Source organism: Belnapia mucosa, from assembly GCF_016775475.1.
Classification (GTDB): Bacteria; Pseudomonadota; Alphaproteobacteria; order Acetobacterales; family Acetobacteraceae; genus Belnapia; species Belnapia mucosa.
Map to the genome: position 1 here is coordinate 111,627 of NZ_JAEUXJ010000002.1, position 26,335 is coordinate 137,961.

Annotated in this window: 28 protein-coding genes and 1 tRNA gene; 18 read left to right on the forward strand and 11 right to left on the reverse strand. The window is 70.4% G+C overall.

The window, feature by feature from the left end:
- Position 1: 1 nt before the first annotated feature.
- Positions 2-1,192: a vWA domain-containing protein gene (locus JMJ55_RS05175; protein ID WP_202824451.1), complete on the reverse strand. Its 1,191-nt coding sequence runs from the start codon at positions 1,190-1,192 to the stop codon at positions 2-4.
- A gap of 4 nt (positions 1,193-1,196) precedes the next feature.
- Entirely contained in the window at positions 1,197-2,045 is an 849-nt protein-coding gene (locus JMJ55_RS05180; protein ID WP_202824452.1) for an AAA family ATPase, read from the reverse strand.
- 89 nt (positions 2,046-2,134) lie between these two features.
- Here JMJ55_RS05180 and JMJ55_RS05185 point away from each other — a divergent pair, with 89 nt between their 5' ends.
- On the forward strand, positions 2,135-2,683 hold the full coding sequence (locus JMJ55_RS05185; protein WP_202824453.1) for a DUF1003 domain-containing protein: 549 nt from the start codon (positions 2,135-2,137) through the stop codon (positions 2,681-2,683).
- Here JMJ55_RS05185 and JMJ55_RS05190 read toward each other — a convergent pair.
- From JMJ55_RS05190 to JMJ55_RS05200, 3 genes are read right to left on the reverse strand one after another with little or no spacing between them, the layout of a single operon-like run.
- Complete coding sequence (locus JMJ55_RS05190) at positions 2,680-3,657, reverse strand: tripartite tricarboxylate transporter substrate binding protein (RefSeq protein ID WP_202824454.1); 978 nt, start codon at positions 3,655-3,657, stop codon at positions 2,680-2,682. The genes JMJ55_RS05185 and JMJ55_RS05190 overlap by 4 nt on opposite strands.
- A 32-nt stretch (positions 3,658-3,689) precedes the next feature.
- The gene (locus tag JMJ55_RS05195) at positions 3,690-5,201 is read right to left on the reverse strand and encodes a tripartite tricarboxylate transporter permease (protein WP_202824455.1); all 1,512 of its coding nucleotides are present in this window, start codon (positions 5,199-5,201) and stop codon (positions 3,690-3,692) included.
- A 4-nt stretch (positions 5,202-5,205) separates the two neighbouring features.
- On the reverse strand, positions 5,206-5,673 hold the full coding sequence (locus JMJ55_RS05200) for a tripartite tricarboxylate transporter TctB family protein (protein ID WP_202824456.1): 468 nt from the start codon (positions 5,671-5,673) through the stop codon (positions 5,206-5,208).
- A gap of 148 nt (positions 5,674-5,821) precedes the next feature.
- On the opposite strand from JMJ55_RS05200, the gene JMJ55_RS05205 reads away from it, so the two are divergent.
- The 3 genes from JMJ55_RS05205 (at position 5,822) to JMJ55_RS05215 (ending at position 8,583) form a co-directional block, all read left to right on the forward strand.
- On the forward strand, positions 5,822-6,781 hold the full coding sequence (locus JMJ55_RS05205; RefSeq protein WP_202824457.1) for an AAA family ATPase: 960 nt from the start codon (positions 5,822-5,824) through the stop codon (positions 6,779-6,781).
- Positions 6,778-8,079, forward strand: coding sequence for a VWA domain-containing protein (locus JMJ55_RS31885; protein ID WP_202824458.1), 1,302 nt, complete (start codon positions 6,778-6,780; stop codon positions 8,077-8,079). The genes JMJ55_RS05205 and JMJ55_RS31885 overlap by 4 nt, the downstream gene beginning before the upstream one ends.
- A 69-nt stretch (positions 8,080-8,148) precedes the next feature.
- Positions 8,149-8,583 carry a hypothetical protein gene (locus tag JMJ55_RS05215; protein ID WP_202824459.1) on the forward strand — a complete coding sequence of 145 codons (435 nt, stop codon included), beginning with the start codon at positions 8,149-8,151 and terminating at the stop codon, positions 8,581-8,583.
- On the opposite strand, the gene JMJ55_RS05220 is transcribed toward JMJ55_RS05215, so the two are convergent.
- A complete protein-coding gene (locus JMJ55_RS05220; RefSeq protein ID WP_236033439.1) occupies positions 8,573-9,271 on the reverse strand; it encodes a hypothetical protein in 699 nt (232 codons plus the stop codon). The genes JMJ55_RS05215 and JMJ55_RS05220 overlap by 11 nt on opposite strands.
- 101 nt (positions 9,272-9,372) lie before the next feature.
- Between JMJ55_RS05220 and JMJ55_RS05225 the strand changes: the two genes are divergently transcribed.
- The gene (locus tag JMJ55_RS05225) at positions 9,373-10,242 is read left to right on the forward strand and encodes an SDR family oxidoreductase (RefSeq protein WP_202824461.1); all 870 of its coding nucleotides are present in this window, start codon (positions 9,373-9,375) and stop codon (positions 10,240-10,242) included.
- Positions 10,243-10,352: 110 nt separating this feature from the next.
- A complete protein-coding gene (locus JMJ55_RS05230) occupies positions 10,353-11,093 on the forward strand; it encodes a YopT-type cysteine protease domain-containing protein (protein WP_202824462.1) in 741 nt (246 codons plus the stop codon).
- On the opposite strand, the gene ygfZ is transcribed toward JMJ55_RS05230, so the two are convergent.
- Positions 11,090-11,899: a CAF17-like 4Fe-4S cluster assembly/insertion protein YgfZ gene (gene ygfZ / locus JMJ55_RS05235; protein ID WP_202824463.1), complete on the reverse strand. Its 810-nt coding sequence runs from the start codon at positions 11,897-11,899 to the stop codon at positions 11,090-11,092. The genes JMJ55_RS05230 and ygfZ overlap by 4 nt on opposite strands.
- Positions 11,900-11,959: 60 nt before the next feature.
- Between ygfZ and JMJ55_RS05240 the strand changes: the two genes are divergently transcribed.
- Genes JMJ55_RS05240 through asnB form a run of 5 tightly spaced genes read left to right on the forward strand, consistent with a single transcriptional unit; the run spans position 11,960 to position 17,442 of the window.
- The gene (locus JMJ55_RS05240) at positions 11,960-12,865 is read left to right on the forward strand and encodes a glycosyltransferase family 9 protein (protein ID WP_202824464.1); all 906 of its coding nucleotides are present in this window, start codon (positions 11,960-11,962) and stop codon (positions 12,863-12,865) included.
- A complete protein-coding gene (locus JMJ55_RS05245; RefSeq protein ID WP_202824465.1) occupies positions 12,862-13,623 on the forward strand; it encodes a glycosyltransferase family 2 protein in 762 nt (253 codons plus the stop codon). Before JMJ55_RS05240 ends, JMJ55_RS05245 begins: the two co-directional genes overlap by 4 nt.
- On the forward strand, positions 13,623-14,642 hold the full coding sequence (locus tag JMJ55_RS05250; RefSeq protein ID WP_236033481.1) for a glycosyltransferase: 1,020 nt from the start codon (positions 13,623-13,625) through the stop codon (positions 14,640-14,642). The genes JMJ55_RS05245 and JMJ55_RS05250 overlap by 1 nt, the downstream gene beginning before the upstream one ends.
- Complete coding sequence (locus tag JMJ55_RS05255) at positions 14,639-15,682, forward strand: glycosyltransferase (protein WP_202824467.1); 1,044 nt, start codon at positions 14,639-14,641, stop codon at positions 15,680-15,682. Before JMJ55_RS05250 ends, JMJ55_RS05255 begins: the two co-directional genes overlap by 4 nt.
- Positions 15,682-17,442: an asparagine synthase (glutamine-hydrolyzing) gene (asnB, locus tag JMJ55_RS05260; RefSeq protein ID WP_202824468.1), complete on the forward strand. Its 1,761-nt coding sequence runs from the start codon at positions 15,682-15,684 to the stop codon at positions 17,440-17,442. The genes JMJ55_RS05255 and asnB overlap by 1 nt, the downstream gene beginning before the upstream one ends.
- A gap of 12 nt (positions 17,443-17,454) precedes the next feature.
- Here the strand turns inward: asnB and JMJ55_RS05265 are convergent, their stop codons facing one another.
- Positions 17,455-17,655, reverse strand: coding sequence for a hypothetical protein (locus JMJ55_RS05265; RefSeq protein ID WP_202824469.1), 201 nt, complete (start codon positions 17,653-17,655; stop codon positions 17,455-17,457).
- Between the two features lie 178 nt (positions 17,656-17,833).
- On the opposite strand from JMJ55_RS05265, the gene JMJ55_RS05270 reads away from it, so the two are divergent.
- A complete protein-coding gene (locus JMJ55_RS05270; protein WP_202824470.1) occupies positions 17,834-19,162 on the forward strand; it encodes a dihydroorotase in 1,329 nt (442 codons plus the stop codon).
- A gap of 106 nt (positions 19,163-19,268) precedes the next feature.
- Here JMJ55_RS05270 and JMJ55_RS05275 read toward each other — a convergent pair whose 3' ends face one another.
- Complete coding sequence (locus tag JMJ55_RS05275; protein ID WP_202824471.1) at positions 19,269-19,622, reverse strand: hypothetical protein; 354 nt, start codon at positions 19,620-19,622, stop codon at positions 19,269-19,271.
- An 81-nt stretch (positions 19,623-19,703) separates the two neighbouring features.
- Here JMJ55_RS05275 and JMJ55_RS05280 point away from each other — a divergent pair, with 81 nt between their 5' ends.
- The 5 genes from JMJ55_RS05280 (at position 19,704) to JMJ55_RS05300 (ending at position 23,804) form a co-directional block, all read left to right on the forward strand.
- On the forward strand, positions 19,704-20,348 hold the full coding sequence (locus JMJ55_RS05280) for a tetratricopeptide repeat protein (RefSeq protein WP_202824472.1): 645 nt from the start codon (positions 19,704-19,706) through the stop codon (positions 20,346-20,348).
- Positions 20,348-21,697 (forward strand): outer membrane protein assembly factor BamB family protein, encoded by a 1,350-nt coding sequence (locus tag JMJ55_RS05285; RefSeq protein WP_202824473.1) that lies wholly within the window; start codon positions 20,348-20,350, stop codon positions 21,695-21,697. The genes JMJ55_RS05280 and JMJ55_RS05285 overlap by 1 nt, the downstream gene beginning before the upstream one ends.
- A gap of 34 nt (positions 21,698-21,731) precedes the next feature.
- Entirely contained in the window at positions 21,732-23,075 is a 1,344-nt protein-coding gene (der, locus tag JMJ55_RS05290) for a ribosome biogenesis GTPase Der (protein ID WP_202824474.1), read from the forward strand.
- A 45-nt stretch (positions 23,076-23,120) separates the two neighbouring features.
- A tRNA-Ser gene (locus tag JMJ55_RS05295) sits at positions 23,121-23,211 on the forward strand.
- Between the two features lie 221 nt (positions 23,212-23,432).
- Positions 23,433-23,804 carry a transposase domain-containing protein gene (locus JMJ55_RS05300; RefSeq protein ID WP_268885261.1) on the forward strand — a complete coding sequence of 124 codons (372 nt, stop codon included), beginning with the start codon at positions 23,433-23,435 and terminating at the stop codon, positions 23,802-23,804.
- A gap of 470 nt (positions 23,805-24,274) precedes the next feature.
- Here the strand turns inward: JMJ55_RS05300 and JMJ55_RS05305 are convergent, their stop codons facing one another.
- Positions 24,275-24,871, reverse strand: coding sequence for a hypothetical protein (locus tag JMJ55_RS05305; protein WP_202824476.1), 597 nt, complete (start codon positions 24,869-24,871; stop codon positions 24,275-24,277).
- A gap of 640 nt (positions 24,872-25,511) precedes the next feature.
- Complete coding sequence (locus JMJ55_RS05310; protein ID WP_202824477.1) at positions 25,512-25,985, reverse strand: Lrp/AsnC family transcriptional regulator; 474 nt, start codon at positions 25,983-25,985, stop codon at positions 25,512-25,514.
- Positions 25,986-26,078: 93 nt separating this feature from the next.
- Between JMJ55_RS05310 and JMJ55_RS05315 the strand changes: the two genes are divergently transcribed.
- The gene (locus JMJ55_RS05315) at positions 26,079-26,321 is read left to right on the forward strand and encodes a DUF6356 family protein (protein ID WP_202824478.1); all 243 of its coding nucleotides are present in this window, start codon (positions 26,079-26,081) and stop codon (positions 26,319-26,321) included.
- Positions 26,322-26,335: the final 14 nt, after the last annotated feature.

The window sequence follows — 26,335 nt, forward strand, 5'->3', positions numbered from 1 at the left end:
CTCAGCGGCTCAGCTCTCGCGTCATGGCGTCGATCCCGCCCAGGGTGAGGGGAAACATCCTGTCCTCCAGTAATTGGCGCACCAGGCCGATGGAGTGGGTATGGCCCCACCCCGCCTGCGGCATCGGGTTCAACCAGGCGGAGCGGCGGAAATGCCCGGTGATCCGGTTGAGCCAGACGCTGCCCGGCTCCTCGTTCCAATGCTCGACGCTGCCGCCGGGCTGGATGATCTCGTAGGGGCTCATGCTCGCATCGCCGACGAAGACCGCCTTGTAGTCGGGCCCATAGGTCCGCAGCACCTCATGGGTCGAAACCTCGCTGTCGCGCCGCCGCCGGTTGTCGGTCCAGAGCCGCTCATAGGGGCAGTTGTGGAAGTAGAAGTGGGCGAGGTGCTTGAACTCCGCCCGCGCCGCCGAAAACAGCTCGGCCGAGGCTTTCACATGGTCGTCCATGGAGCCGCCGATATCGAGGAAGAGCAGCACCTTCACCGTGTTGTGCCGCTCCGGCACCATCTTCAGGTCGAGCGATCCGGCATTGTTGGCGGTGGAGCGGATGGTGTCCGGCAGGTCCAGCTCGGTCGCCGCGCCCTGGCGCGCGAAGCGCCGCAGCCGGCGCAGCGCCAGCTTGATGTTGCGGGTGCCGATCTCGACATTGTCGTCGAGGTCGCGGAACTCCCGCTTGTCCCAGACCTTCACCGCGCGGCGGTTGCGTCCCTCGTCCTGCCCGATGCGGACGCCTTCCGGGTTGTAGCCATGCGCGCCGAAGGGGGAGGTGCCGGCGGTGCCGATCCATTTGCTGCCCCCCTGGTGCCGGCCCTTCTGCTCCGCCAGGCGTTCGCGCAGCATCTCCATCAGCTTGTCGAAGCCGCCGGCGGCTTCGATCTGCGCCTTCTCCTCATCGGTCAGCAACTTCTCGGCCAGCTTGCGCAGCCATTCCTCCGGCAGCTGGCGGACGAGATCGGCGAAGGCGGCGCCCTCCGGCGGCTCCAGCCCCTTGAACACCTCGCCGAAAACCCGATCGAAGCGGTCGAGATGGCGTTCATCCTTCACCAGCGTCGCGCGGGACAGGTGGTAGAAGTCATCGACGCTGTAGTCTGCCACGCCCTCCTTCATGCCGCGCAGCAGCGTCAGGTATTCGGTGATGCTGGCGGGGATGCCGGCGCTGCGCAGCGCCATGATGAAGTGGGCGAGCATGGTGCTAGCGCTGCCGCTGGCGGGAGAGGAAGGCCAGCCGCTCGAACAGATGCACGTCCTGCTCGTTCTTCAGCAGCGCGCCATGCAGCGGCGGGATGGCGGTCCTGGGGTCGGAGGAGCGCAGCACCTCGGGCGGCAGGTCCTCGATCATCAGCAGCTTCAGCCAGTCCAGCAGCTCGGAGGTCGCCGGCTTCTTCTTCAGTTCCTGCACGCCGCGGACCTGGAAGAAGACGTTCAGCGCCTCGCGCGCCAGTTCCTGCTTGATGTCGGGGAAATGGGCCTGGACGATCTTCTCCATCGTCTCCCGGTCGGGGAAGCGGATGTAGTGGAAGAAGCAGCGGCGCAGGAAGGCGTCCGGCAGCTCCTTCTCATTGTTCGAGGTGATGATGACGATCGGCCGGTGCCGCGCCACCACCGTCTCCTTCGTCTCGTAGACGAAGAACTGCATCCGATCGAGCTCGAGCAGCAGGTCGTTGGGGAATTCGATATCCGCCTTGTCGATCTCGTCGATCAGCAGGACATGCTGCCGGTCGGCCGCGAAGGCCTCCCACAGCTTGCCGCGGATGATGTAGTTCGAGATGTCGTGGACGCGCTCGTCGCCGAGCTGCCCGTCGCGCAGGCGCGAGACGGCGTCGTATTCATAGAGGCCCTGCTGCGCCTTGGTCGTGGACTTGATGTGCCATTCGATCAGCGGCAGGCCGAGCGCCTCCGCCACCTCATGCGCCAGCACGGTCTTGCCCGTCCCCGGTTCCCCCTTCACCAGCAGGGGGCGCTGGAGGGCGACGGCGGCATTGACGGCCACCTCCAGGTCGCGCGAGGCGATGTATTTCTCGGTGCTCCTGAAGCCGGCCACGCCCGTTCCCTCTCTGCGTTCGGCTGGAAAGGTGGCCTCTCACCCGGGATCGGGCAAGCTATCTTCGGCTGGTCCAACGGAGCTCGTTCATGCCCGAAGCCACAACTTCCGATTCGGCGGCGCATCGCTGGTTCGGCCACAAGGCCCATGACCTCGGCCCGGCCGAGCGGCTGGTCCTGGCCGCGGCGAAGCAGCGGAGCGTCATCAGCCGCAATGTGGAACGGGATTTCGCCGGGGAGCTGACCTTCGGCCAGCGCATTGCCGACCGGGTCGCCGAATTCGGCGGCTCCTGGTCCTTCATCATCGCCTTCGGCCTGTTCCTGCTGGCCTGGACGGTGCTGAACGCCCTCCTGCCGCGGCCCTTCGACGCCTATCCCTATATCTTCCTGAACCTGCTGCTCTCGATGATCGCCGCGCTGCAGGCGCCGATCATCATGATGAGCCAGAACCGCCAGGCGGCGCGGGACCGGCTGGACGCGGCCCATGACTATGAGGTGAACCTGAAGGCCGAGATCGAGATCATGGCCCTGCACGAGAAGCTGGACCAGCTTCGCACGCGGGAAATCGAGGCGCTGCTGGCGCGTCAGCAGGAACAGATCGAGCTGCTGACGCGCCTGTTGCAGGAGAGGAGGGGTTAGGCCTTGGCCAGCCCCGCCGCCTTCATTGCATCGCCGAGGGACTTGTCCGCCGCTTCCAGCGCCCGTCCGGCGCCGGCGCCATCGGCATAGACGAGGCCGAAACCGCGGGCATTCATGAACTCCTGATATTCCTTGGAGTCGAAAACCTTCTTCAGCGCCGGCTCGATCGCCGCCTTCACCTCGGCCGGCAGGTTGCTCGGCCCGGCGATGATCCGCATCGCGCCGGCGGTGATGTCGATGCCCATCGTCTCCTTCAGCGTCGGGATGTTGGAGAAGGCCGAGAGCCGCTCCGGCGCCATCACCGCCAGGCTGCGCGCCCGACCGGCATCCAGCATCGCCCGCGCCTCGGGCACCGAGCAGGTGGTGAAGTCGAGCCCGCCCGCCGCCAGATCCTGCATCGCCGGCGCCGCGCCGTTGGAGGGCACCCAGCGCACATGATCCGCCTTCAGCCCCATGGCGCCGAGCCAGCTCGCCAGCGCCAGGTGCCAGATGCCGCCCTGGCCGGTACCGCTCGCCTTGAACTTGCCGGGCTGGCTCGCCTTGATCGCATCCGCCAGCTGCTTGACGTCCTTGTAGGCGGAGCTGGCATTCACCTGGATGCCCGGCGGGTCGTTGTTCAGCTGACCGAGCGGGGTGAAGTTCTTGTAGGTGACCTCCGTCAGCCCCTGCCAATGCAGCATGCAGATCTCGGAGGTGATGATGCCGAGCGTGTAGCCGTCCGGCGGGGACGCCGCGAGGGCGGCATGGCCGACGACGCCCGAGCCGCCGGTGCGGTTCACCACGTTGAAGGGCTGGCCCAGCTCCTTCTCCAGCAGGGTCGCGGCGATGCGCAGCACCGCATCGGTGCCGCCACCCGCGGCCCAGGGGCAGAGCATCTGCACCGGCCGCGCCGGCCAGCGCGACTGGGCGAGGGCAGGGGCAGCGAGCAGGGCGGCGCCGGCCCCGAGCAGGCTGCGGCGGTCGATCATCGTCATCACGTGTCCTCCGGCATTCATTGGTATCATTGCTACTCTGCCGCGCCCTGGGCCGGCAAGCGCCGCCCGCCTGTGCGGTTCCAGATCCAGACGCCGAGCGGCCAGAGCAGGGCGCCGATCGTCATCGTCGCCAGCACCGCCGAGACGGGCCTTTCGAAGAAGGGCAGCACATCACCGTCGGACTTGATGAGGGAGGTGATGAAATTCTGCTCCACCATCGTCCCCATCACGATGCCGAGGACGAGCGCCGCCACCGGATATCCGTTCCGGTCCATGACGAAGCCGAGGATGCCGAAGGCGCCGACCATCAGCACGGAGAAGAGGTTGTTGCCGGTGGCGTAGGCGCCGACGGCGCAAAGCAGCAAGATCACCGGCATGATCCCGGCGCGCGGCGCCCGCAGCACCTGCGAGGCCAGGCGAATCATCAGGATGCCCAGCGGGATCATGATGATATTGGCCAGGATGAAGATCAGGTAGAGCGCATACATCGAGGAGGCGCGCTCGGTGAACAGCGTCGGACCGGGATTCAGCCCCTTCATGTAGAGCACGCCGATGGCGATCGCCGTGATGGTGTCGCCCGGGATGCCGAACAGCAGCGAGGGCACCCAGCCCGATGCGAGGGAGGCGTTGTTGGAGGCGCCGGCCTCGACCAGCCCTTCCGGATGGCCGGTGCCGAATTTCTCCGGCTCCTTCGAGAACTTCTTCGACATGGCATAGCTGACCCAGGCGGCCATATCGGCGCCGGCGCCCGGCAACACGCCGATGATGACGCCGATGAAGTTCCCCCGCCACATCGGCCATTGGTATTTCTTGGTCAGTTTCCACTGTCCGGCGAGGATGGAGCCGAATTTCCGGTCCGGCAGCTTCGGCGGCTCCGGCGTCACCATCGCCCGCATCACCTCGCTCACCGCGAAGACGCCGACCAGGGCCGGGATCGGCTCGATCCCGCCCAGAAGGTCGGTCAGGCCGAAGGTGAAGCGCGGGGTGCCGGCCGGATTCTCCATCCCGATGCAGGAGACGAGCAGGCCGAGCAGCATCGAGGCGATCGCCTTGATCGGGCTGCTCCGCGCCACCAGCGTCGCGCACATCAGCCCGAGGAAGGCGAGCCAGAAATACTCGAAGGTCGAGAAGGACAGCGCCATCTCGGCTAGCAGCGGCGCCATCAGCACCAGGGACAGCGTCCCCACGATCCCGCCGATGGCCGAGAACCAGAGCCCGGCGCCGAGCGCCGTCTCCGCCTGGCCCTTGCGGGTCATCGCATAGGCTTCGTCCGTATAGGCGGCCGAGGCGGGTGTGCCCGGAATGCGCAGCAGGCAGCCCGGGATGTCGCCCGAGAAGATCGCCATGGCGGAGGCGGTGATGATCGTGGCGATGGCCGCGATCGGGCTCAGCCAGAAGGTGACGGGCACCAGCAGCGCCGTCGCCATGGTGGCCGAGAGGCCGGGCAGCGAGCCGACCACCAGCCCGTAGATGGCCGAGGCGACGATCGCGATCATCACATCGGGCGCCGCCACCAGCCGGACGGCTTCGAGAAGATCGTTCATGGTCCTACCACGGCGCCGGGAGAATGCCGGCGGGCAGGGGCACCCGCAGGAGTTTGTAGAAGGCGAGATGCACAAGAACCGGCGCGATGAGCGCGATCGGCAGGGCGAGGATCAGCCGGGCACCGAGCACCAGCGCGCCGACCAGCACTATGATCGCCGCCGTCGGCAGGAAGCCCAGCGGCTCCGCGGCCAGCACGTAAAAGAGCAGCAGCGCCGGCGGCACCAGGATGCGGAGGCCATAGAAGCTGGATCGCCCGGCCGGCGCCTCCTCTTCCTCGGGCACCTCGAAGCTGTGACCGATGCCGAAGGCGATCAACACGCCGCAGATCACGAGGCCGAAGCCGATCAGCATGGGGAAGGCGGCGGGTCCCACATCCTGCCCCGGCACGGCCGGCAGGCGGGAGCCACTCCAGGCGGCAAGGCCGCCCAACACCACGAGGACCGTGCCGGTCACCCGGTCGGATAGTAGCACGGGATCATTCCTCCCTTGGACGTCTTCCCGGCGGCAGTCTAGCTGTCCGAGGCGGGAGGTCCAGCCGGGCCAGCGGGCGGGCCGGCGGATTTGGCGCCGGGCCCGGGCCAGGGCATCATCCCCGGCCCATTTGGAGACCCCACCCTTTATGAGTCCAGCTTGGCACGGCCTGCTGACATCCATCGAGGCCACTGATCGCGGGCTGGAGAGCGCGGGCTATATCGCCAGCCGCCCCATCGCCACCTCCCTCTATCTGGCGCATCACCTGCGCAAGCCGATCCTGGTCGAGGGCCCGGCCGGCGTCGGCAAGACCGAGCTCGCCAAGGCCGCCGCATCCTGGCTCGGCCTGCCGCTGATCCGCATGCAGTGCTACGAAGGGCTCGATGAGAGCAAGGCGCTGTATGAATGGAAATACGGCAAGCAGCTGCTCTACACCCAGATCCTGAAGGACCGGCTCGGCGCCGTATTGGGTGAGGAACCGGGGCTGGAGGCGGCGCTGAACCGCCTGCACGGCTTCAGCGACCTCTTCTTCTCCGAGCATTTCCTGGAGCCCCGCCCCCTGCTGCGCGCGCTGCGCGAGCCGGGCGGCGCCGTGCTGCTGATCGACGAGGTGGACAAGGCCGACCAGGAATTCGAGGCCTTCCTGCTCGAGCTCCTTTCGGACTACCAGGTCTCCATCCCGGAAATCGGCACGGTGCGCGCGGATGTCCCGCCGCTGGTGCTGCTCACCTCGAACAACCAGCGCGACCTCGGCGATGCGCTGAAGCGCCGCTGCCTGCATCTGCATATCGGCCTGCCCGATGCGCGGCTGGAGGCGCGGATCATCGCCCGCCGTGTACCGGGGATCGAGGAAGGGCTGCGCCGCCGCCTCGTCGCCTTCGTGCAGCAGCTCCGCAGCCTCGACCTCAAGAAGCAGCCCTCGGTCAGCGAGACCATCGACTGGGCCCGCGTGCTGCTGCTGCTGCATGTGCGGGAGCTGGACGCAGGTCTGGTGCGGGAGACGCTGAACGTCCTGCTGAAATTCGAGAGCGATATCGAGGCCGCCGAGCCCCGGCTCGCGGAGCTGCTGACGGCAGCGCGGCCCGAGGCGGTGCCGGTCCGGTCGTGACCGGCCCGCTGCTCGATTTCTTCCGCGCCGCTCGCAGCGCCGGCCTCCGCCTCTCGCCAGCGGAGAGCATCGATGCGGTGCAGGCGGCGGAGGTGATCGGCTTTGCCGACCGCGAGGCGCTGCGCGACGCGCTCGGCCTGGTGCTGGCGAAGACGGTGGAGGAGAAGCAAGTCTTCGCCACCTGCTTCGACCTGTTCTTCGCCGCGCCCGCACCACCCGCGCCACCGCCCGATGAGGCGCCGGCGGCCGGGGAGGGGGAGAGCCCGCTCGGCCGGATGATCCTCTCGGGCGATGCCGCCGGCCTCGCCGCTGCGGCCGCGGCGGCGGCGGCCGAGGCGGATGTGACCAGCATCGCCATCTTCACCCAGGTCAATCTCTTCACCCGCCGCATCCTGGAACGCATGGGCCTCGCCGCGCTGGACCGCGAGATCGCCGCCGCACCGCCCGTGACGGCGCAGCGGCTGCGCGAGGGGCGCGAGGGGCTGCGCGAGACGGTGCGTGACGAGGTGCAGCGCAACCTCGCTCTCTATGCCGAGGGACGGAACGAGGAGTTCCGCCGCCGCACCCTGGCCCGCACGCGGCTCGCCGCCATCGATCGGCGCGACCATGAACGGATGCGCCAATTGGTCCGTGCCATGGCGCGGCGCCTCGCCAGCCTCTATGGTCGCAAGCGCCGGCGCGACCGCCGCGGCGTGCTGGATGTGCGCCGGACGCTTCGCCGCAACATGGCCTGGGACGGCGTGCCCTTCCTGCCGGTCTGGAAGCAGGAGGTCATCGCGCGGCCGAAGCTGATCCTGCTCTGCGATGTCAGCGGCTCGGTCGCCGCCATGGCGCAGTTCCTGCTGCTCTTTGCCTATTCCCTGCGCGAGGCGCTGGCCGGGCTGCGCGCCTTCGCCTTCACCGGCACGATGGTGGAGGTCTCCGACCTGCTGGAGGATCTGCCGATCGAGCGCGCCATCCCGGCGGTGCTCGACCGCGCCGGCTTCGGCTCCTCGAATTACGGCGCCGCGCTGGCGGATTTCGAGGCCGGCTTCATGGGCCTGCTCGACCACCAGACCACGGTGATCATCCTCGGCGACGGGCGCGGCAACCGCACCGACCCGCGCAGCGACATCCTGGCCCGCATGGCGGAGCGCGCGAAGCAGATCGTCTGGCTGAATCCGGAGACGCGCACCCTCTGGGGCACCGGCGATTCCGACATGCCCCGCTACGCCCCGCATTGCCGCATCGCCGCCCATTGCAGCACGCTCGATGGGCTGGAGCGGATCATCTCCGGCCTGTTGCGCGACGGGGCGTGACCCGGATGTGAGGATTGTTACCGACCGTATCATTGTATAATTTCCGCACCATCCTTGAGGAGAGATTGGATGCGGCGCACCCTTCTGGCGGTCCTCCTGGCCAGCCTCATCTGGGCCCCGGCCCGGGCCGAGCGCTTCGACAGCGGCTGGCGCCGCATCGCCGCGAATGCGCTGGCCGATCTCGACCTGGTCGGCGGCGATGTCCGCGTGAACAACCTGATCGTGGCGCCGGAGCGTGAGGCGGAAACCCGGCAGAAGCCGGAGCAGCTGGCGACCTATGTCTTCTCCCTCTCGGCGGTGAAGCGCGCTGCCGGCACCCGCAGCGCCTTCGTGCAGGTGGTCGGCATGACGGCGGGCGGCGTGCCGACGGTGATGTCCATCATCGCCATCAATTTCGGCGACACAGACACCAACCGCCTCCGCACCGACACCCACCGCTTCCCCGCCTTCCCGAAGGAGGTGGAGCAGACCGCGGACTACTTCGTCCGCCTGATCATCCAGTAGCCGGCCCGCCGCCCGGCCGCCGCGCCACCGCATAGGGCAGGGCGGCGAAGGCGCGCAGCCTGCCCTCGACCGCGGCGAAGGCGCTGCGGTCGGCGGGGCTGAGCGGTGCCTCCGGCGACGCGGTCCGATGCGCCAGGTAGCGGGCGACGCTGCCCGCGCCGCGCCGATGCGCCGCGGCGACCAGCCCGGCCTCGGTCAGCGGCACCGCCTGGCCGTCGAGCCCGGTGACCGCCCCGCCGGCCCGGGCGAGGCTGCCATTGCGCGCCAGCAGCTCCTCCGCCCGCCGCAGATAGGCGGCCATCGCGGCTTCCTGCGCCGCCGGGCTGGTGAGGAATTCCGCCTCCGACCGCACGCCCCATTCGGCGGCGCGGGCGGTCCAGCCGCCGGCCGTATCCTGCCAGCCGAGATCGCGCAGCGCCTGGGGCGTGAACTGGTAGCGGCCGAGCGCGCCGGAGGCGGGGTTGCGCGCCGCGAATCCGGCCTCGCCGCTTTCGGCCCGGGCGATGCGGGCGCGGAATTCGCCCGGCGGCACCGGAGCCGAATGTGGGGTCGCGCGTGGGGCCGGCAGCGGCGGCCCGGCGCCCTCCATGGCGCGGGCCATGGCCTGCTTGAACGCATCCGCCTTGGCCGGCCGCGCCGCGGGCGGGGCCATGCCGGCGCCGCGGGAGATGCCCTGCAGCTTGTCCATCGGGCGGAGGATGCCGGCCAAGGCTTAACCGACCGTTCCACGCGCGGGCCGCAACCCCCGCACCGCCCGCCCCGTTGCCGCGGCACGCAGGAGTGCTGCCCATGTCCGACCAGAAGACCCCCCAGCCGCCGCAACGCCAGGACCGCCAGCCCGGCATCGAGGCGGAGATGACCCCGCAGCCGCGCGACCGGATGGAGAATTGGCGCGCCAGCGGCAAGCTCGTCGGCAAGCATGCCGTCGTGACCGGTGGGGATTCCGGCATCGGCCGCGCGGTCGCCATCGGCTTCGCCAAGGAGGGCGCCGATGTCGTCATCCTCTACAAGGACGAGCATCAGGACGCCGCCGAGACCCGCCGCCTGATCGAGGCCGAGGGCCGCCGCTGCGAGACGATCGCCGGCGATATCGGCGATTCGGCCTTCGTGCGCGAGGCGGTGGACCGCGCCGCCGCTGCGCTCGGCGGCCGCATCGACATCCTGGTGAACAACGCCGCCGAGCAGCATATCTGCAAGGACTTCGCCGAGATCCCGGAAGCCCAGGTGGAGCGGACCTTCCGCACCAATATCTTCGGCATGTTCTGGGTGACCAAGGCAGCGCTGCGGCACATGCCGGAGGGCGGCGCCATCATCAACACCACCTCGGTCACGGCCTATAAGGGCAGCCCGGGGCTGATCGACTATGCCAGCACCAAAGGCGCCATCCTCGCCTTCACCCGCAGCCTGTCGCAGCAGCTTTATCAATCCCGGAAGATCCGGGTGAATGCCGTCGCACCTGGCCCGATCTGGACGCCGCTGATCCCGGCGAGCTTCGACGAGGAGAGCACCGCGAAGCACGGCCAGTCGGCGGAGATGGGCCGCCCCGGCCAGCCCGATGAATGCGCGCCGAGCTACATCTTCCTCGCGGCCGAGAGCGACAGCAGCTACATCAACGGCCAGGTGCTGCACCCGAATGGCGGGACGGTGGTGAACGCCTGACCGGGCCACTCACCATTCTGTGAAGTGCGGCGACATTTGATTCGTTGCCGCGCGTATCCAGGGCTGGCAGCAAAACCCTCGGTTGTTCACGACCGCGGGAGATACGCCTCATGCCATCCTGGTTGGAACGCTTCGGCCATTGGTGCGGCCGCACGGCCGCGCCGCTGGTGCAGCGCTCGGTTGCCAATCCGCAGCTCTGCACCTCCACCTTCAGCCAGTGCCGCGACCCGGTGCTCGGCATGATCACCCAGGACGAGGCGACCGCGGGCGGGGTCTGCGAATCCCTCTCCGGCCACTGGATCTGGTACCACGCCAAGGGTGATTCGCTCTGGAACTGGCTGACCCCGAACGGGCCGGACCAAGTGGCGCCGGGCCCGCTCTGGGCGGTGATGGCCTTGCAGCGCGAGGGCGACCGGGCGCCGAACCAGAACGCCGTCACCAACCAATTCCTGCGGGAGCGCGGCATCCTGCAGATGAAGTCCAGCGCGGATGCCTTCTCCTCCCGCGGGCGGCGCTATGGCACCGGCGAACTGCGCCATGCCGAAGGGAGTTCGGGCTTCTTCTCGGCCCGGACGCTGGCCGAGAGCATCGCCCGCGACTTCACCCGCGCCGGTGGGCGCAGCGCCGGGCAGTACAAGAAGATCGGCATCAGCGGGAAGGCAGGCGCGCATGCCATGGCCGCCTGGGTGGCCGAGGATGTCTGCTTCTTCGACCCGAATTTCGGCGAATACTGGTTCCCGAACGCGGCGAATTTCGTCACCTGGTTCGCCGGGTCCTTCTGGTATCGCTCGATGTATGCCGCCGGCCTCAGCGGCAGCTTCGAGATCGACTGCTTCGCCAAGGCAGCCTAGCCGGCGGGCAGCGCCATCCAGGCCGGGATGCGCGGGGCGAGCATCGCCCCGCCGCAGCGGAGCGGCCTGCCGTCCAGCGCCTCCAGCCGCAACTGCGCGATGCCGAATCCGTCCCGGCCGGAGCGCATCTCGCCGCACTCCGACTCGCCCGAGAGGATCGGCGTGCCGGGTTCCGGCAGCGCGCCGTCCACGGCCACCGGCACCAGCCGGCGCTTCAGCAGGCCGCGATATTTGGTCCGCGCCGTCAGCTCCTGGCCCATATAGCAGCCCTTGGTCCAGGAGACGCCGTGCAACTCGTCATAGCCGGCCTCCAGCAGCAGGCTCTGCTCCGCCACCATGTCGCGGGTGCCGTCGGGCAGGCCGAGCGCGAGTCGGTGCCGGTCATAGTCTTCCGCCGCAGCATCCGCCGCCGGCGGCGTGGCCGAGACCAGCCGCCACCCGGCTGCCTCCAGCCGAGGATCGGGCACCGCGCCGGGCGGCATCGGCGCCCCGCCCCAGCCGGCCGCGACGCGCAGCTCCTCGGACAGGTCGCGCAGAGCGACCTTCGAGCGCAGCCGGAAGCGCGAGAGGCGCAGCGCCAGCATCCCCGCCTGGGCCCGTTCGCAATCCAGCAGCAGCCGCTCGCCCTCGGCCAGGATGAAGAATTCGGCCAGCCATTTGCCCTGGGGCGTCAGCAGAGCGGCGAAGACCGCCCGGCCCGGCGCCGCGGCCGCCACGTCGTTCGAGACCAGCCCCTGGAGGAAGGCCACCCGGTCCTCCCCCGCCACTTCCAGCACGCCCCTCTCGGGCAGGATTGCAATCGGCATGCAACGGAGTTGGCCCCCCGGCCCCTCCGCGACAAGCCCATGGCGTGCTAAGGCCCCGGCGTGCGCATCCTCTTCATCACCGCGACCCGGATCGGCGACGCCGTCCTTTCGACCGGGCTGCTGGACCATCTCATCCGACGCTGGCCGCAGGCGAAGATCGTCATCGCCTGCGGCCCGGCGGCCGAGGGCGTCTTCGCCCGCATGCCCAACCGGGCCTGGACCATCCTGCTGACCAAGCGCCGCCTCCGCCTCCACTGGCTCGACCTGTGGCGGGAAGCGGGGCTGGAACGCTGGGACATGGTGGTCGATCTGCGCGGCTCCGCCTTCGCCTGGCTAGTCCGGGCAAAGCGGCGGGTGGTGATGCGGGGCGGCCGACAGCCGGGGCACCGGCTCGGCCATCTCGGCAAGCTCTTCGGCCTGGAGCCGCCGCCCCTGCCGGTCGCCTGGTTCAATGCCGCCGACCGCGCCCGCGCCGCCACGCTGCTGCCGGGGGAGGGGCCCTGGATCGGCCTCGGCCCCACCGCGAACTGGGACCGCAAGGTCTGGCCGGCGGATCGCTTCGTCGCCCTCTTCGAACGCCTCTCCGCGCCGGACGGGCCGCTGCCCGGGGCGCGGGCCGCGATCCTCGGCGGGCCGGGCGCGCAGGAAGCGGCGATGGCCGCGCCGGTGCTCGCCGCCCTCGGCGACCGCGCGGTCGATCTGGTCGGCCGCATCGCCCTGCCGGAGGCGGCGGCGGTGCTGGCCCGCTGCGCCCTGTTCGTCGGCAATGACAGCGGGCTGATGCATCTCTCGGCCGCGACGGGCACGCCGACGCTCGGCCTCTTCGGCCCTTCCCGTGTCGAGGAATATGCCCCGGCCGGCCGCCGCACCGCGACCGCCATCGCGCCCGGCGCGCCCGCCCTCGACAGCATGCCCGGCCTGACGCTCGAGGCGGCGCTGGCCGCCGCCCGGGGGCTGCTGGCATGAAGCTCTCGGCCCTGGTCGTGGCGCGGGATGAGGCGGCGCGGCTGCCGCCCTGCCTCGCCAGCCTGGCCCCGGCCGATGAGTTGGTCGTGGTGCTCGACCGCAGCACCGATGCCAGTGCCGAGATCGCCCGCGCCCATGGCGCCCGCATCCTGGAAGGCGCATGGGCGCTGGAGGGCGAGAGGCGCAATGCCGGCATCGCCGCCTGCACCGGCGACTGGATCCTGGAAGTCGATGCCGATGAGCGGGTCCCGCCCGAGCTCTGGCCCGTCCTCCGCCGGGTGATCGCCAGCTCGCCGCATGGCTTCCATCGGGTGCGGATCGACAATTACGTGGGCAAGCGGCTGATCCGGCATGGCTGGGGCGGCAGCTTCGGCACCACGCTCAAGCCCATCCTGTTCCGCCGCGGCGCCAAGCATTGGCGGGCGCAGCGGGTGCATCCCGGGCTCGACTGGACCGGCTCCGAGGGCGAGAGGATCGAGGGGATCGGCATCCGCCACGAGGTGGACCGCGACATCTCCGACATGCTCCGCCGGCTCGACCGCTATTCCTCGGCCAAGGCCGCGGACCTGCTGGCCGAGGGCCGGATCGGCTCGCTGCCCGACAATATCCGCCGCTGCCTGTCGCGGATCCTCAAATGCTATGTCGGGCGCGGCGGCTACAAGGAGGGCGGCTGGGGGCTGCTGATCGCCCTCTGCGCCGGGCTCTTCCCGCTGCTCGCGCATTTGAAGGCCCGGCTGGAGCCGGACCGGCACCGTTGATGCGCATCGTCATGGCGACGGCGGGGCCGCGCATCGGCCCGGCCGGGCTGGCGGGCCAGCCGCTCGGCGGGTCGGAGACGGCCTTCGCCCTGCTGGCCGGAGCGCTCTCTGCCCGCGGCCATGCGCTGGAGCTGCGCGCCGGCACGGCACCGGCCGAGATGCGGGACGGGCTGCGCTGGGCGCCGCTGGCGCCGGACGGGGAGGCGGCCGATCTCGTCATCGCCAATCGCCTGCCGCGGCTGTTCCGGGCCCTGCCGCGCGGGCGGCGGGTGCTCTGGCTGCACAATCCGGGCGGCTATCTGCGCAAGCCGCGGCACCTGCTGCCGCTGCTGGCGGCCTGGCCGCGGCTGGTGACGCTCGGCCCCGCCCATGCGGCGACGCTGCCGCCCTTCCTGCCGATGCGGAGGGTTTCCATCCCGCTCGCGGTCGCACCGCCCTTCGATTCGGGCGGCGTGGTGCGCCCGCCGCCCGCCCCGGTCGCGGTCTTCACCTCCAACCCGCTGCGCGGTCTCGACTGGCTGCTGGACCTCTGGACGGCGCGGATTCGGCCGGCGGTGCCATCGGCGGAGTTGCACCTCTATAGCGGCGCGTCCACCTATGGCGGCGATGCCCGCCTCGCTGCCCGCGCCGCCCCGGTGCTCGCCCGTGCCGCCGCCCTGGAAGGGCAGGGGGTGCGGCTGCGCGATCCCCTGCCGCGGCCGCTGCTCGCCGCCCGCCTCGCCGGGGCGCGGCTGATGCTCTATCGCGGCGATCCCGGCGAGACCTTCTGCCTTGCCCTGGCCGAGGCCCAGGCGATCGGCCTGCCCTGCATCGTCACCCCGCTCGGCGCCGTCGCCGAGCGGATCGAGGATGGCATGACCGGGGTGGTGGCGCGGGACGAGGCCGGCTTCGCCGAGGCTGCCATCCGCCTGCTGACCGGGGATGCCGCCTGGTCGGCGCTGCACCAGGGCGCCCTCGCCCGCGGCCCCGGTCCCTCCTGGGATGCGGTCGCGGCGCGGTTCGAGGCGCTGGCGGCATGAGGATCGCCCATGTCATCGCCGGTGCGCCGATGGGCGGGGCGGAGGCCTTCTTCGAGCGGCTGACCCTGGCCCAGCATGCCGCCGGGGAGCAGGTGCTGGCGGTGATCCGCGCCGATGCCGGCCGGGCCGCGCGGCTCCAGGCTGGCGGGCTGGTCCCGGTGCAGCTTCCCTTCGGCGGGGTCTTCGACTTCCGCACCGGCCCTGGCCTGCGGGCGGCGCTGGCCGGCTTCCTGCCCCAGGTCGTCATCGCCTGGGCCAATCGCGCCAGCCGCTTCGCCGGGCGGCTGCGCCGGCGTGGCGCCGCCTGGCCGCTGGTCGGCCGCATGGGGGGGTATTACGACCTGAAATACTATCGCGGCTGCGACCATATCATCGGCAATACCGAGGATATCCGCGCCTGGGTCGTCTCCCGCGGCTGGCCGGCCGAGCGGGCCCATTGCGTGCCGAATTTCGCCGCCGACCTGGCCGGCGCCACCCCGGCGCTGCTGCCCGCGCCGCCCGGCGCCCCGCGCCTGCTGGCGCTCGGCCGGCTGCATCCGAACAAGGGCTTCGACACGCTGCTCCGCGCCGTCGCTTTGGTCCCCGGCGCGCATCTTTCCCTGGCGGGGGAGGGGCCGGAACGCCTGGCGCTGGAGCGCCTCGCCGCCGAGCTGGGCCTCGGCCCGCGCTTCAGCCTGCTCGGCTGGCGGCAGGATACGGGGGCGCTGCTGGCCGCCTGCGACCTCTTCATCTGCCCCTCGCGGCATGAGCCGCTGGGGAATGTCGTGCTGGAGGCCTGGTCCGCCGCCCGCCCCGTGATCGCCACCGAGAGCCAGGGCCCCGCCATGCTGATCCGTCCCGGCGAGACCGGGCTCCTCGTCGCCAAGGACCAGCCCGAGGCGCTGGCCGCCGCCATCGCCGGGCTGCTGGCCGAACCCGCCCGCGCCGCCGCCCTGGCTGCCGCCGGCCGCGCCGAATACGCCGCCCGCCATGCCCCGGCCCCGGTGCTCGCCCGCTGGCGGGAATTCCTTGGCGGCCTCGCCCTGCCGGAGGCGCGCTGATGTGCGGCCTTGCCGGCATCGCGCTGCGGGTCGGGCAGGCGCCGCAGGGCGCCACCCTCGATGCGCTGACCCGGGCGCTGGCGCATCGCGGGCCGGATGGGCACGGCCATCATGTCTCGGGCAATGTCGCGCTCTGCCACACGCGGCTCTCGATCATCGACTTGGTCACCGGCGACCAGCCGCTCTTTGCCGGCGCCGCCGCCCTGGTCGCCAATGGCGAGGTCTACAACTACCGGGAGCTGCGCGAGCACAACCAGCTCTCCTGCTCGACCGGCAGCGATTGCGAGCCGCCGCTGCATCTGTTCCGCCGCGACGGCATCGGTTTCGCCGACAACCTGCGCGGCATGTATGCCATCGCCCTGCATGACCGCGGCAGCCGCCGGCTGGTCCTCTCGCGCGATCCCTTCGGCATCAAGCCGCTTTATCTGGCGGAGATACCGGGCGGCCTCGCCTTCGCCTCGGAGCCGCAGGCGCTGATCGCCGCCGGCCTGGTCGAGCCGCGCATCCGCCGCGAGGCCCGCGCCGAGCTGCTGCAGATCCAGTTCACCACCGGCGCCGAGACCATCTTCGAGGGCATCCGCCGCATCCTCCCCGGCGAGACGGTGGTCATCGCCGATGGCGCAGTGACCGAGCGCCATCGCCGCGCCGCCCTGCCCGAGGGCGGGCCGGAGCCGATCGAGGCCGAGGCGGCGCTGGCCCGGCTCGATACGGCGCTGGAGGAGAGCGTGCTGCTGCACCAGCGCAGCGACGTGCCCTATGGCATGTTCCTCTCGGGCGGGATCGACAGCAGCGCGGTGCTCGCCCTGATGGCGCGGCTGAACGAGACCCCGGTGTTGGCCTTCACCGCCGGCTTCGACGTGCCCGGCGCGGCGGATGAGCGTGCCGCCGCCGCGCATCTCGCCGCCGCCGCCGGTGCCCGGCACGTGACCGTCTCCGTCAACGAGGCGGATGTCTGGCGGCACCTGCCGGAGATCGTCGGCGCCATGGACGACCCGGCGGCCGACTACGCCATCATCCCCACCTGGTTCCTGGCGCGGCGGGCGCGGCAGGAGGTGAAGGTGGTGCTCTCGGGCGAGGGCGGCGACGAGCTGTTCGGTGGCTATGGCCGCTACCGCGCCGCGATGCAGCCCTGGTGGCTCGGCGGCAAGGCGCCGCGGTCGCGCGGCAGCTTCGACCGGCTGGATGTGCTGCGTGAGCCCCTGACCGGCTGGCGCGACGGCACCGGCGCCGCTGAGGCCGCGGCCGCCAGCCCCGGCCGCACCCGGTTGCAGGCGGCGCAGGCGCTGGATGTGGCGGACTGGCTGCCCAACGACCTGCTCATCAAGCTCGACCGCTGCCTGATGGCGCATGGGGTGGAGGGGCGGACGCCGCTGCTCGACCCCGGCGTGGCGGCGGCGGCCTTCCGCCTGCCGGATGCGCTGAAGGTGCGGCGCGGCAGCGGCAAATGGCTGCTGCGGCAATGGCTGGCGCGGCATTTCCCGGCCGCCGAACCCTTCAAGCCGAAGCAGGGCTTCACGGTGCCGATCGGCGCCTGGATCGAGAGCGTCGGCGACCGGCTCGGGCCCCTGGTCGCCGCACAGCCGGGCGTCGCCGAGATCGCCCGGCCGGACCGGGTGGCGGCGCTGTTCCGCCATGCCGGCAGCGAGAAGCATCGCGGCTTCGCCGCCTGGCACCTGCTGTTCTACGCCCTCTGGCACCGCCGCCATGTCGAGCGGCGGGCCGTGGACGGTGACGTGTTCGAGGTGCTGGGGGAGCGGTAGCGCCGCCCCCGCTCAGGTCTTGTGGCCGGGGCGGTTATGCGCCGTCTTGTCGCTGCCGGTGCCCTTGATGTCGCGCTGGTTGCCCGCCTCCTCGGCGCGGGAGGCAGAGGAGCTGCCCGGCCCCGCTGCGGTTCCGCCGGCATTGCCCGGACCGCTGCCCTGGCCGGAGCCGAGATTGGCGGCACGCTCATCGGCCTTTTTCTGCGTGGTCATGGTCTGGTGTCTCCCCTGGGCGGGAGGCGCCTGCTGCGCTCCGGCCCTGGCGCCAGACGCCGCGCGGGCGGGGCGGGTTCCCCTGGGTGGGCGGGGACAGGATCGGCGCCAGACCCCTTTCCCCCTCCCGTCCATCGCGGGATAACCCCCCTCCGAACCGCCGCGAGGAGAAACGCCGATGCCCGCCTTCGATCTCGTGCTGCGCGGCGGCACCTGCGTGCTGCCCTGGGGCCAGGAAACGACCGATATCGGCGTCCGCGCCGGCCGCATCGCCGCCATGGGCGACCTGCGCACCGCCGATGCCGCCGAGACCATCGACTGCACGGGCCTGCATGTCCTGCCTGGCCTGATCGACGCCCATGTGCATCTCCGCGACCCCGGCGACCCGGCGGTGGAGACGCTGGAGAGCGGCACCCGCGCCGCGCTGCTCGGCGGCCTCGCCGCGGTCTTCGACATGCCGAACACCGCTCCCTCTATTACGGACAAGGAGCGGCTGGACTGGAAGCGCGGCTATCTCGAGGGCCGGGCCTGGGTCGATGTCGGCCTCTATGTCGGCGCCTCCAAGAAGAACATCGCCGAGCTCGCCTCGCTCGAACTCCAGCCGAATGTCTGCGCCGTGAAGGTCTTCGCCGGCAGCAGCACCGGCGATCTCCTGGTGGAGGACGACGCCTCGCTGGAGGCGGTGATGCGCAATGGCCGGCGCCGCATCTGCTACCATTCGGAGGACGAGTATCGCCTGCAGGAGCGGAAGCCCCTGTTCCACAGCGGCATGCCGCATCGCAACCACATGGTCTGGCGCGACGTGGACTGCGCCCTCATCGGCACGCAGCGCCTGATGACCCTTGCCCGCAAGACCGGCCGCCCCGCGCATATCCTCCACGTCTCGACCGCGGAGGAGCTCGATCTGCTGAAGGATTACCGTGACGTCTCGACGGTCGAGGTCCTGCTGAACCACCTCACCCAGACCGACGAGGCCTATGACCGGCTCGGCGGCTATGCGGTGATGAACCCGCCCATCCGCGACGAGCGCCACATGCGCGCCGCCTGGGCTGCCGTTGCCGATGGCACGGTGGATGTCGTCGGCTCAGACCACGCCCCGCATAGCCGCGCCGCCAAGGAACGCCCCTGGCCGGATGGCGCGGCGGGCCTGACCGGCGTGCAGACCATCGTGCCGCTGATGCTCGACCATGTCAGCGCCGGCCGGCTCAGCCTCTCGCGGCTGGTGGACCTGATGTGCGCCGGGCCGGCGCGGGTCTATGGCGTAACCGGTAAGGGGCGGCTGGCCGCCGGCTACGATGCCGATTTCACCCTGGTGGACATGAAGCGGCAGCGCACCATCGAGGAGAGCTGGATCGTCTCCCCCTGCGGCTGGACGCCCTTCGCCGGCCATCGCTGCACCGGCTGGCCGGTGATGACCATCCTGCGCGGCGCGTTGGCGATGCGCGAGGATGAGGTGATTGGCAGCCCGCGTGGCACGGGCGTGCGCTTCGCCGAAGCCCGCGGCTAGAGCATTTTCAAGTCCGGCGTGTCGCCGGACGACTCGGAAAATGCAACCAAACAACAAGCTGGACCGCTTTCACCTGCGCTGCGCACAGGTGAAAGCGGTCTAGCCTCTACCACAGCCCCGGCCAGCGCCGGGTCCGGTGTGCCTCCTGCGCCGGGCTCAGCGCCGCCGGCCCGTCGGCGACGCCGCGCCGCCCCGGCAGCGGCGCCGTCCAGCAATCCACCTTGCCGAGGCTCCGCGTGCAGAAGGGCGGCGGGGCAGGGGGCGCCTCCTCCGGCCGGCAATAACCCTCCCCGCGGTCGAGCCGCACCACCGAACAGTCCCGCCCCGCCACCACCGAGACCACCGCATCCACCGGCGTCCGCCCGATCACGGCGACCGAGCCGGCGGTCACGGCGGCGCCGATCCCGAGGCCCTCACAGCCCGGCAGGAGCAGCAGCAGGAAGGGCAGGGTGCGGCGCATCGTCCACCGGCCTAGCCCGCCCGGGCTTAACGCCCCGCCAACGGGCTGCTATGCACCGGCCCCTGCCCAGGGAAGGACCGCGTGGCCGACATCTTCGACGAGGTGGAGGAAGACCTCCGCGCCGAGCGCATGCGACGCCTGCTGGCCCGCTATGGCGGGCTGCTCACCGGGCTGATGCTGCTGGTGGTCGCCGCTGTCGGTGCCTGGCAGGGCTGGCGCTGGTGGGAATCCCGCCAGGCGACGCAGGCCGCCGGCAGCTTCCTGGCCGTCAGCACGGAGGCCGCCGCGCCGGGCGCCGATGCCAAGGCGGCGGCGGATCGGTTCGCCGCCATTGCCGCCGAGGCGCCGCCGGGCTACCGCAGCCTCGCCCGGCTGCGTGCCGCGGCGCTGAAGGCCGAGTCCGGCGACCGTGACGGCGCCCTGGCCCTATGGGAGGAGATCGCCCGGGATGGCTCCATCGAACCGCTCTACCGGGACCTCGCCACGCTGATGTGGGGCCTGCATTCGCTCGATGCCGGCGACCCCTCCGCCATCGAATCCCGCCTTGCCCCGCTCGCCTCCGGCCCCTGGCGCGCTTCGGTGCAGGAGGTGCGGGCCCTCGCCGCCCTGAAGCGCGGCGCCACCGAGGAGGCCAAGACCCTGCTCACCCCGCTCACCACCGACCCCGCCATCCCGCAGGGCCTGCGCGACCGCGCCGGCCGGTTGCTCGCGGAGATCGGCAGCTGATGCGGCGCGGAGGGATCGGGCGGCGCGCCGCCCTGCTCGGCAGTGCCGGCCTGCTGGCCGGCTGCGAGACCATCACCGACACCTTCGACAACCTGTTCGGCGAGCGGAAGGTGCCGCTGCGGGGCGAACGCCTGCCGGTGCTCGCCGCCGACCGGCCGCTGGAGGTGGATGAAGGCAACCAGCGCCCGGTCACCCTGCCGCCGCCGGTGCTGAACCCGGACTGGCCGCAGCCGGGCGGGACGGTCAACCATGCGCCGGGCCATCCCGCCCTCGGCCTCCGCCTCGGCGAGGCCTGGCGCGGCTCGGTCGGCACCGGCGCGGCCTATCGGAGGCGGCTGATCGCCCCGCCGCTCGTCGCCGGCGACATGGTCTTCGCGGTCGATGCGCTCGGCCAGGTCTCGGCGCTGTCCATCGCCGATGGCCGCCGCCGCTGGGCCTTCGACAGCCGCAAGGAGAAGGACCGCGACGGCGCCCTCGGCGGCGGCATCGCCTTCGCCAGCGGCACGCTCTACCTCGCCACAGGCCTCGCCGAGGCGATGGCGCTGGACGCCGCGACCGGCGAGCCGCGCTGGCGGGTCGATATCGCCGCCCCGGCGCGCGGCGGCATCACGGTGGCGGATGGGCGGGTCTATGTCACCACCACCGAGAACCACCTGCTGGCCCTCTCGGTCGAGGATGGGCGGCGGCTCTGGACCTATCGGGGGCAGCCGACCGTCACCATGGCGCTCGGCCTGCCGGCGCCGGCGGTGGAGGGCGAGATCGTGGTTGCCGGCTTCGCCTCGGGCGAGCTGGCGGCGATCCGTGCCGGCGATGGCCGCGCCCTCTGGAGCGAGACCCTCACCTCCTCCCGCGGCGGCGGCATGGCCGATATCGCCGCCATCACCGCCCTGCCGGTAATCGATCGCGGCCGGGTCTTTGCCAGCGGCCTCGGCGGGATCACCATCGCCATCGACCTGCGCTCCGGCCGCCGGCTGTGGGAGAGGGACGTGGCGGCGGCGGAGACGCCCTGGGTCGCGGGCGACTGGGTCTTCCTGCTGACCACCGGGGCGGATCTCGCCTGCATCGGCCGGGATGATGGCCGGGTGCGCTGGATCACCCAGCTTGGCCGCTATCGGGACGAGCGGAGGCGGCGCGACCCGATCAACTGGGCGGCGCCGGTCCTGGCTGGCGGGCGGCTGCTGGTGGCCGGCAGCCATGCCCAACTGGCCGAGGTGGACCCCGCCACCGGCGAGATCGCCGGCCGCGTCCGCCTGCCGGATGGCGTGCTGCAGCAACCGGCCGTCGCCGGCGGGGTCATGTATGTGCTGACCGAGGATGCAGTAGTCGCCGCGATCCAGGGCGCCGGTTAGCGACACGGGCCGGCTTATGCGTTAGGGAGCAGCCATGCTCCCGACGCTCGTCATTCTCGGCCGACCCAATGTCGGCAAATCGACCCTGTTCAACCGGCTGGTCGGCCGGAAGATCGCGATCGTGGACGACACGCCCGGCGTGACCCGCGACCGCAAGGAAGCCGAGGCACGCATCGCCGGCCGCGATGTCCGCCTGCTGGACACCGCCGGCCTCGAGGAGGCGGCGCCGGAGACCATCCAGGGCCGCATGCGCGCCAGCTCCGAGGCGGCGCTGCGCGAGGCGGACCTCGCCATCTTCGTCATCGATGCCCGGACCGGCCTGACCCCGGCCGACCGCGCCTTCGCCACCTGGCTGCGCCGCCAGCACGTGCCGGTCGTCCTCGTCGCCAACAAGACCGAGGGCCGCTTCGGCGGCCAGGCCGCCTTCGAGGCCTATGAGCTCGGCCTCGGCGACCCGGTGGCGGTCTCGGCCGAGCATGGCGACGGCATGGGGGAGCTGCATGATGCCATCCGCGAGCACCTGCCGGAGCGCCCCGAGGCCGAGGAGGAGGATGCCGACCGGCCGCTGCGCCTGGCCATCATCGGCCGCCCCAATGCCGGCAAATCGACCCTGCTGAACGCCCTGCTGGGCGAGGAGCGGATGATCACCGGCCCGGAGCCCGGCCTGACCCGCGATTCCGTCGCCGTCCAGTGGCGGGACGAGACGGGTGCCCTGGTGCGGCTGGTCGATACCGCCGGCCTGCGCAAGAAGGCCCGGATCGAGAAGGCGCTGGAAAAAATGTCGGCCGCCGCTTCCATCGCCGCGCTGAAGGAATGCGAGGTGGCGGTGCTGGTGCTGGATGCGCTGCTGGGGATGGAGGAGCAGGAGCTTCGCCTCGCCCGCCTGGCCGAGCGGGAGGGCCGGGCGGTCGTCATCGCGCTCAACAAATGGGATGCGGTGGAGGACCGGCCCGGCACCCTTCGCCACCTGAATGACGTGCTGACCGCGAGCCTCGCCCAGTTGCGCGGCATCCCCGTGGTGCCGCTCTCGGCCCAGACCGGCCGCGGCGTCGAGAAGCTGATGCCGGCGGTGCGCGAGGCCTATGCGCATTGGAACCGCCGCATCCCGACCGGCGAGCTGAACCGCTGGTTCGAGGCGATGCTGACACGCCACCCGCCGCCGCTGGCCGAGGGACGGCGGATCAAGCTGCGCTACGCCACTATGCCGAAGGCCCGGCCGCCGACGGTGGTGGTCTTCGGCACGCGGGCGGAGCAGCTGCCGGAGGACTATCGCCGCTACCTGGTGAATGGCTTCCGCGAGGCCTTCGCCATGCCCGGCGTGCCGATCCGGCTGCAGCTGCGCGGCACGACCAATCCATACGCCGAGGCCGACACTTAGCGGGTTGCCCAGGGCGAGCGGCCTGATTATGGTCCCGCGCCCTGAGGACAGGTGGCCGAGCGGTCGAAGGCGCGCGCCTGGAAAGTGCGTATACGTCAAAAGCGTATCGTGGGTTCGAATCCCACCCTGTCCGCCAGTTCCCATGCCGCCTATCCCCAATGCTGTTCATTTCGAAGGGCAATGCGCTTAGGTCGTGCCCCCTCGGTGACACAGGATCGGCAGCCATGGCCGGTATTGCTGCTGGCTGGCCGGGGTTCGTCTGAGTGACCACATCAGCCTCGGCGTGATCGCCCGGGCTGTGCCGTTGGCGCAGGTAGGCGAGGTGTTGGCCGAGGCCGGCCAGGCGAGCGAGCGCATCTGCCGGCGCCGGTGATGGTCTACCATGCCATTGCGATGGCCCTTTACATGGGTTTGAGCACGCGCGAGGTGCTGCGCTGCCTGTTGGAAGGCCTGCGCTGGCTCTGGGGCGCCAAGGCGGTGCGGGTTGCTGGCATGAGCGGCATGTCGCAGGCGCACAGCCGGCTCGAGGAGGTGCCGCTGCAGCGGCTCCACGAGGGGCTGGTGCAGCCGATGGCCACCCGCGCCAAGTACCGCGGCTGGCGGTTGGTCAGCCTGGACGGCACCTGCCTGGCGCCTGCCTGGACGTGGCCGCGTCGAGAGCAACCTGCGGCTGCCGCGCCAGCAGGTGCTGCCGGACGGCTCCTACCTGACCATGGTCTACCCGAGTGAGGCCGAACGCCGGCACCGCACCAGTGGCCTGCCGTTGCGCGTGGTGGAGTACCGGCTAGAGGGCAGCCCCGATGCTGAGCCGCTCTATCGCGTGGTGACCAGCATCCTCGACCCGCAGCGTGCGCCAGCGGCGGAGCTGGCCGCGCTGTACCACGAACGCTGGAAGATCGAGCTCAAATGCCGTGCACGTCGTCCGCCGCAAGATCCAGCACTTCGCGGCGCTTTTCCCCTCGGGCCAGGCGTGCCCTGCATAGGACGCTGCCGGAGGAGATCCTGGAGGAGCGCACGGTGAGTGGTCGCGGCCGGCAGGTGCCCGTGGGGTCAAGCGGAAGATGAGCAGCTACCCGCTGCGCCCACGCGCCCCGCAGCCGATCACCCATATTGCTTACCTAATCGGTTAGGTTCCCGTCAGGGAGGAGCAGCTTTATCCCGGTTGGTATTACTCGAAGCTGACGACAGATCCCACTAAGTCAGACGATTTGATAGTCAGCGACACCATGGACAAGGTAATAGGCGATTGAGTTCACATCAGTCGCCGCAAGATCAGAGGTGTGAGAAGAATAGTAAGTCTCGCCGAAGAAAGAATCGGGGTTGCGGTCCTCATGCCAGCTGAAGAAATCATAATTGAGTAGTGGCTTTATCTCCGCGGCGCCATCTGCGCTCCGCGCCGTGTAGAAATACGAATCAGAGATTAGGCTTGGGCTCCTGTCGGCACTGTCGGTGACTGACATACCGGGTGATCCAGGTGCGCCAGGCGACCCAGGTGCGCCGTTCGGACCGCCGTTGCCGCCTGCACCACCATCACCACCGTTGCCGCCTACACCGCCGTTGCCGCCTGCACCACCATCACCACCATTACCGCCATTACCGCCGTTGCCGCCTGCACCACCGTTACCGCCGTTGCCGCCCGCACCACCGTTACCGCCGGTCCCAGCTTGAATCTGGTCGTTTTCCTGACTGCGAAAGGAAAATGCATCGCTGTTTGTCGCGAAGCCGCTCGCACCTCTAGACAAGTCCAAGCTAGGGGTGATGAGATTAGTGCGGATCGCGTTGGCTATTATTGCCATTTGTTTCCTCCCAGCGACGAAGTGAATTCGCCACCGCAAGAGTAACTTCCGGCGACCGTAGAAATTAGGCTTTTTCGAATGACTGCTTGCAAGCTGTTGTATGCAGTCTTGGTTTGAACTTCCCGAGAGCTTCGGTCTCGGGTGGCATCCGGGCCGTGGCATCCCCAGGGCCGTTCCGATAGGGGTGGGTGTCGTGATGCCTCGCTTATCCAATTCGCGGCCAGCCATCCGCAACCGGGTGGTCTTCAACCGGTCAGCGGTGCTCTTCGGGCGTGATCTTCGGCTTCGCGGCGGGATCTGGTCAGGGGGCGGCAGGCTCATGCCGCGGATATTGGTCGCCGCCGACAATGAGGCGCGGCAGAGCCGCTGCGGAGAATGCCCGGGTATCGTGTTTGTGGCGCAGGCCAATTTCTGAGCATCTTCCTCCTCAACCTGAACCACATGCTCAAATGGAGCAAAGCTTGTGAAAGCAACATTTGCCGCGCTGGCTCTTGCGCTGGCGCTGCTGGGATGCGCGGACTTGGTGCCTCCAGAGGAACGCTACTTCGTCAATCCTTGCCCTGCAGGAAAAACCTACATGAGGGCGTTCAACAGCTGCTGGTCGCTGCGGGCGCAACCCGCTCAGTGAACGGTATGGCGCCTAACCCGCATACCCCGTCGGCAGCGCCGTGGTGTATTTGATCCGCTCCATCGAGAAGCTGGAGCTGACATCCAGCAGTTCCCCAATGGCGATCAGCCGCTTGTAGATCGCGTCATAGGCCGCAATGTCCGGCACCACCACGCGCAGCAGGTAGTCGACCGTCCCGCTCATGCGGTGGAATTCCACCACCTCCGGGATGGCCGCGACGGCGCGGCAGAATTCCTCGGCCCAGGCGGTGTTGTGGCGGCTGGTGCGGATGCTGACGAAGACCGTCACGCCGACCCGCAGCTTCTCGGCATCCAGCAGCGCCACCCGGCGGCGGATGATCCCTTCTTCCTCCAGACGTCGGATCCGGCGCCAGCAGGGGGAGGGGGAGAGGCCCGCCCGTTCGGCAATGGTGGCCACCGGCAGGGTCGCATCCTCCTGCAACAGGGCAAGGATGATGCGGTCTATGCCGTCCAGTTGGAATGCCATGCCCTATCCTGGCAATTCCGCGCCCGAATTTGCAATCCATTGCCGGTCCGCGCGCCGCATGCTTGTCGCCATCCCCATCCCGGAGGCATTCGCATGGCCCGCTGGTCCTTCACCCGCCACCCCGCCTCGGTCAACGAGACCTATCTGGAGCATATGGCGACCGCCGCCGGCTTCGGCTGGCGGATGTTCACCGCCTCGCTCGCCTGCTTCCTCCATGCCCTGTTGCCCTTCGCCTTCGAGAAGACCGGCTCCACCGCCATCCGGGAGCTGCACGACCGGATGGTCACCAACCGCATCCGCCAGGCAGCGCCGGGCAACGCCCAGCCGGCCCCCTGACGCGCGGCGCCGCA

Bases quoted from the DNA above. Each gene is read 5' to 3' on its own strand.
- JMJ55_RS05175 (WP_202824451.1), bottom strand. From the start codon at position 1,192: ATGCTCGCCCACTTCATCATGGCGCTGCGCAGCGCCGGCATCCCCGCC.
- JMJ55_RS05185 (WP_202824453.1), top strand. From the start codon at position 2,135: ATGCCCGAAGCCACAACTTCCGATTCGGCGGCGCATCGCTGGTTCGGC.
- JMJ55_RS05190 (WP_202824454.1), bottom strand. From the start codon at position 3,657: ATGACGATGATCGACCGCCGCAGCCTGCTCGGGGCCGGCGCCGCCCTG.
- JMJ55_RS05195 (WP_202824455.1), bottom strand. From the start codon at position 5,201: ATGAACGATCTTCTCGAAGCCGTCCGGCTGGTGGCGGCGCCCGATGTG.
- JMJ55_RS05205 (WP_202824457.1), top strand. From the start codon at position 5,822: ATGAGTCCAGCTTGGCACGGCCTGCTGACATCCATCGAGGCCACTGAT.
- JMJ55_RS05215 (WP_202824459.1), top strand. From the start codon at position 8,149: ATGCGGCGCACCCTTCTGGCGGTCCTCCTGGCCAGCCTCATCTGGGCC.
- JMJ55_RS05220 (WP_236033439.1), bottom strand. From the start codon at position 9,271: ATGGACAAGCTGCAGGGCATCTCCCGCGGCGCCGGCATGGCCCCGCCC.
- JMJ55_RS05225 (WP_202824461.1), top strand. From the start codon at position 9,373: ATGTCCGACCAGAAGACCCCCCAGCCGCCGCAACGCCAGGACCGCCAG.
- JMJ55_RS05230 (WP_202824462.1), top strand. From the start codon at position 10,353: ATGCCATCCTGGTTGGAACGCTTCGGCCATTGGTGCGGCCGCACGGCC.
- ygfZ (WP_202824463.1), bottom strand. From the start codon at position 11,899: ATGCCGATTGCAATCCTGCCCGAGAGGGGCGTGCTGGAAGTGGCGGGG.
- JMJ55_RS05245 (WP_202824465.1), top strand. From the start codon at position 12,862: ATGAAGCTCTCGGCCCTGGTCGTGGCGCGGGATGAGGCGGCGCGGCTG.
- JMJ55_RS05250 (WP_236033481.1), top strand. From the start codon at position 13,623: ATGCGCATCGTCATGGCGACGGCGGGGCCGCGCATCGGCCCGGCCGGG.
- JMJ55_RS05255 (WP_202824467.1), top strand. From the start codon at position 14,639: ATGAGGATCGCCCATGTCATCGCCGGTGCGCCGATGGGCGGGGCGGAG.
- asnB (WP_202824468.1), top strand. From the start codon at position 15,682: ATGTGCGGCCTTGCCGGCATCGCGCTGCGGGTCGGGCAGGCGCCGCAG.
- JMJ55_RS05265 (WP_202824469.1), bottom strand. From the start codon at position 17,655: ATGACCACGCAGAAAAAGGCCGATGAGCGTGCCGCCAATCTCGGCTCC.
- JMJ55_RS05270 (WP_202824470.1), top strand. From the start codon at position 17,834: ATGCCCGCCTTCGATCTCGTGCTGCGCGGCGGCACCTGCGTGCTGCCC.
- JMJ55_RS05275 (WP_202824471.1), bottom strand. From the start codon at position 19,622: ATGCGCCGCACCCTGCCCTTCCTGCTGCTGCTCCTGCCGGGCTGTGAG.
- JMJ55_RS05285 (WP_202824473.1), top strand. From the start codon at position 20,348: ATGCGGCGCGGAGGGATCGGGCGGCGCGCCGCCCTGCTCGGCAGTGCC.
- der (WP_202824474.1), top strand. From the start codon at position 21,732: ATGCTCCCGACGCTCGTCATTCTCGGCCGACCCAATGTCGGCAAATCG.
- JMJ55_RS05305 (WP_202824476.1), bottom strand. From the start codon at position 24,871: ATGGCAATAATAGCCAACGCGATCCGCACTAATCTCATCACCCCTAGC.
- JMJ55_RS05310 (WP_202824477.1), bottom strand. From the start codon at position 25,985: ATGGCATTCCAACTGGACGGCATAGACCGCATCATCCTTGCCCTGTTG.
- JMJ55_RS05315 (WP_202824478.1), top strand. From the start codon at position 26,079: ATGGCCCGCTGGTCCTTCACCCGCCACCCCGCCTCGGTCAACGAGACC.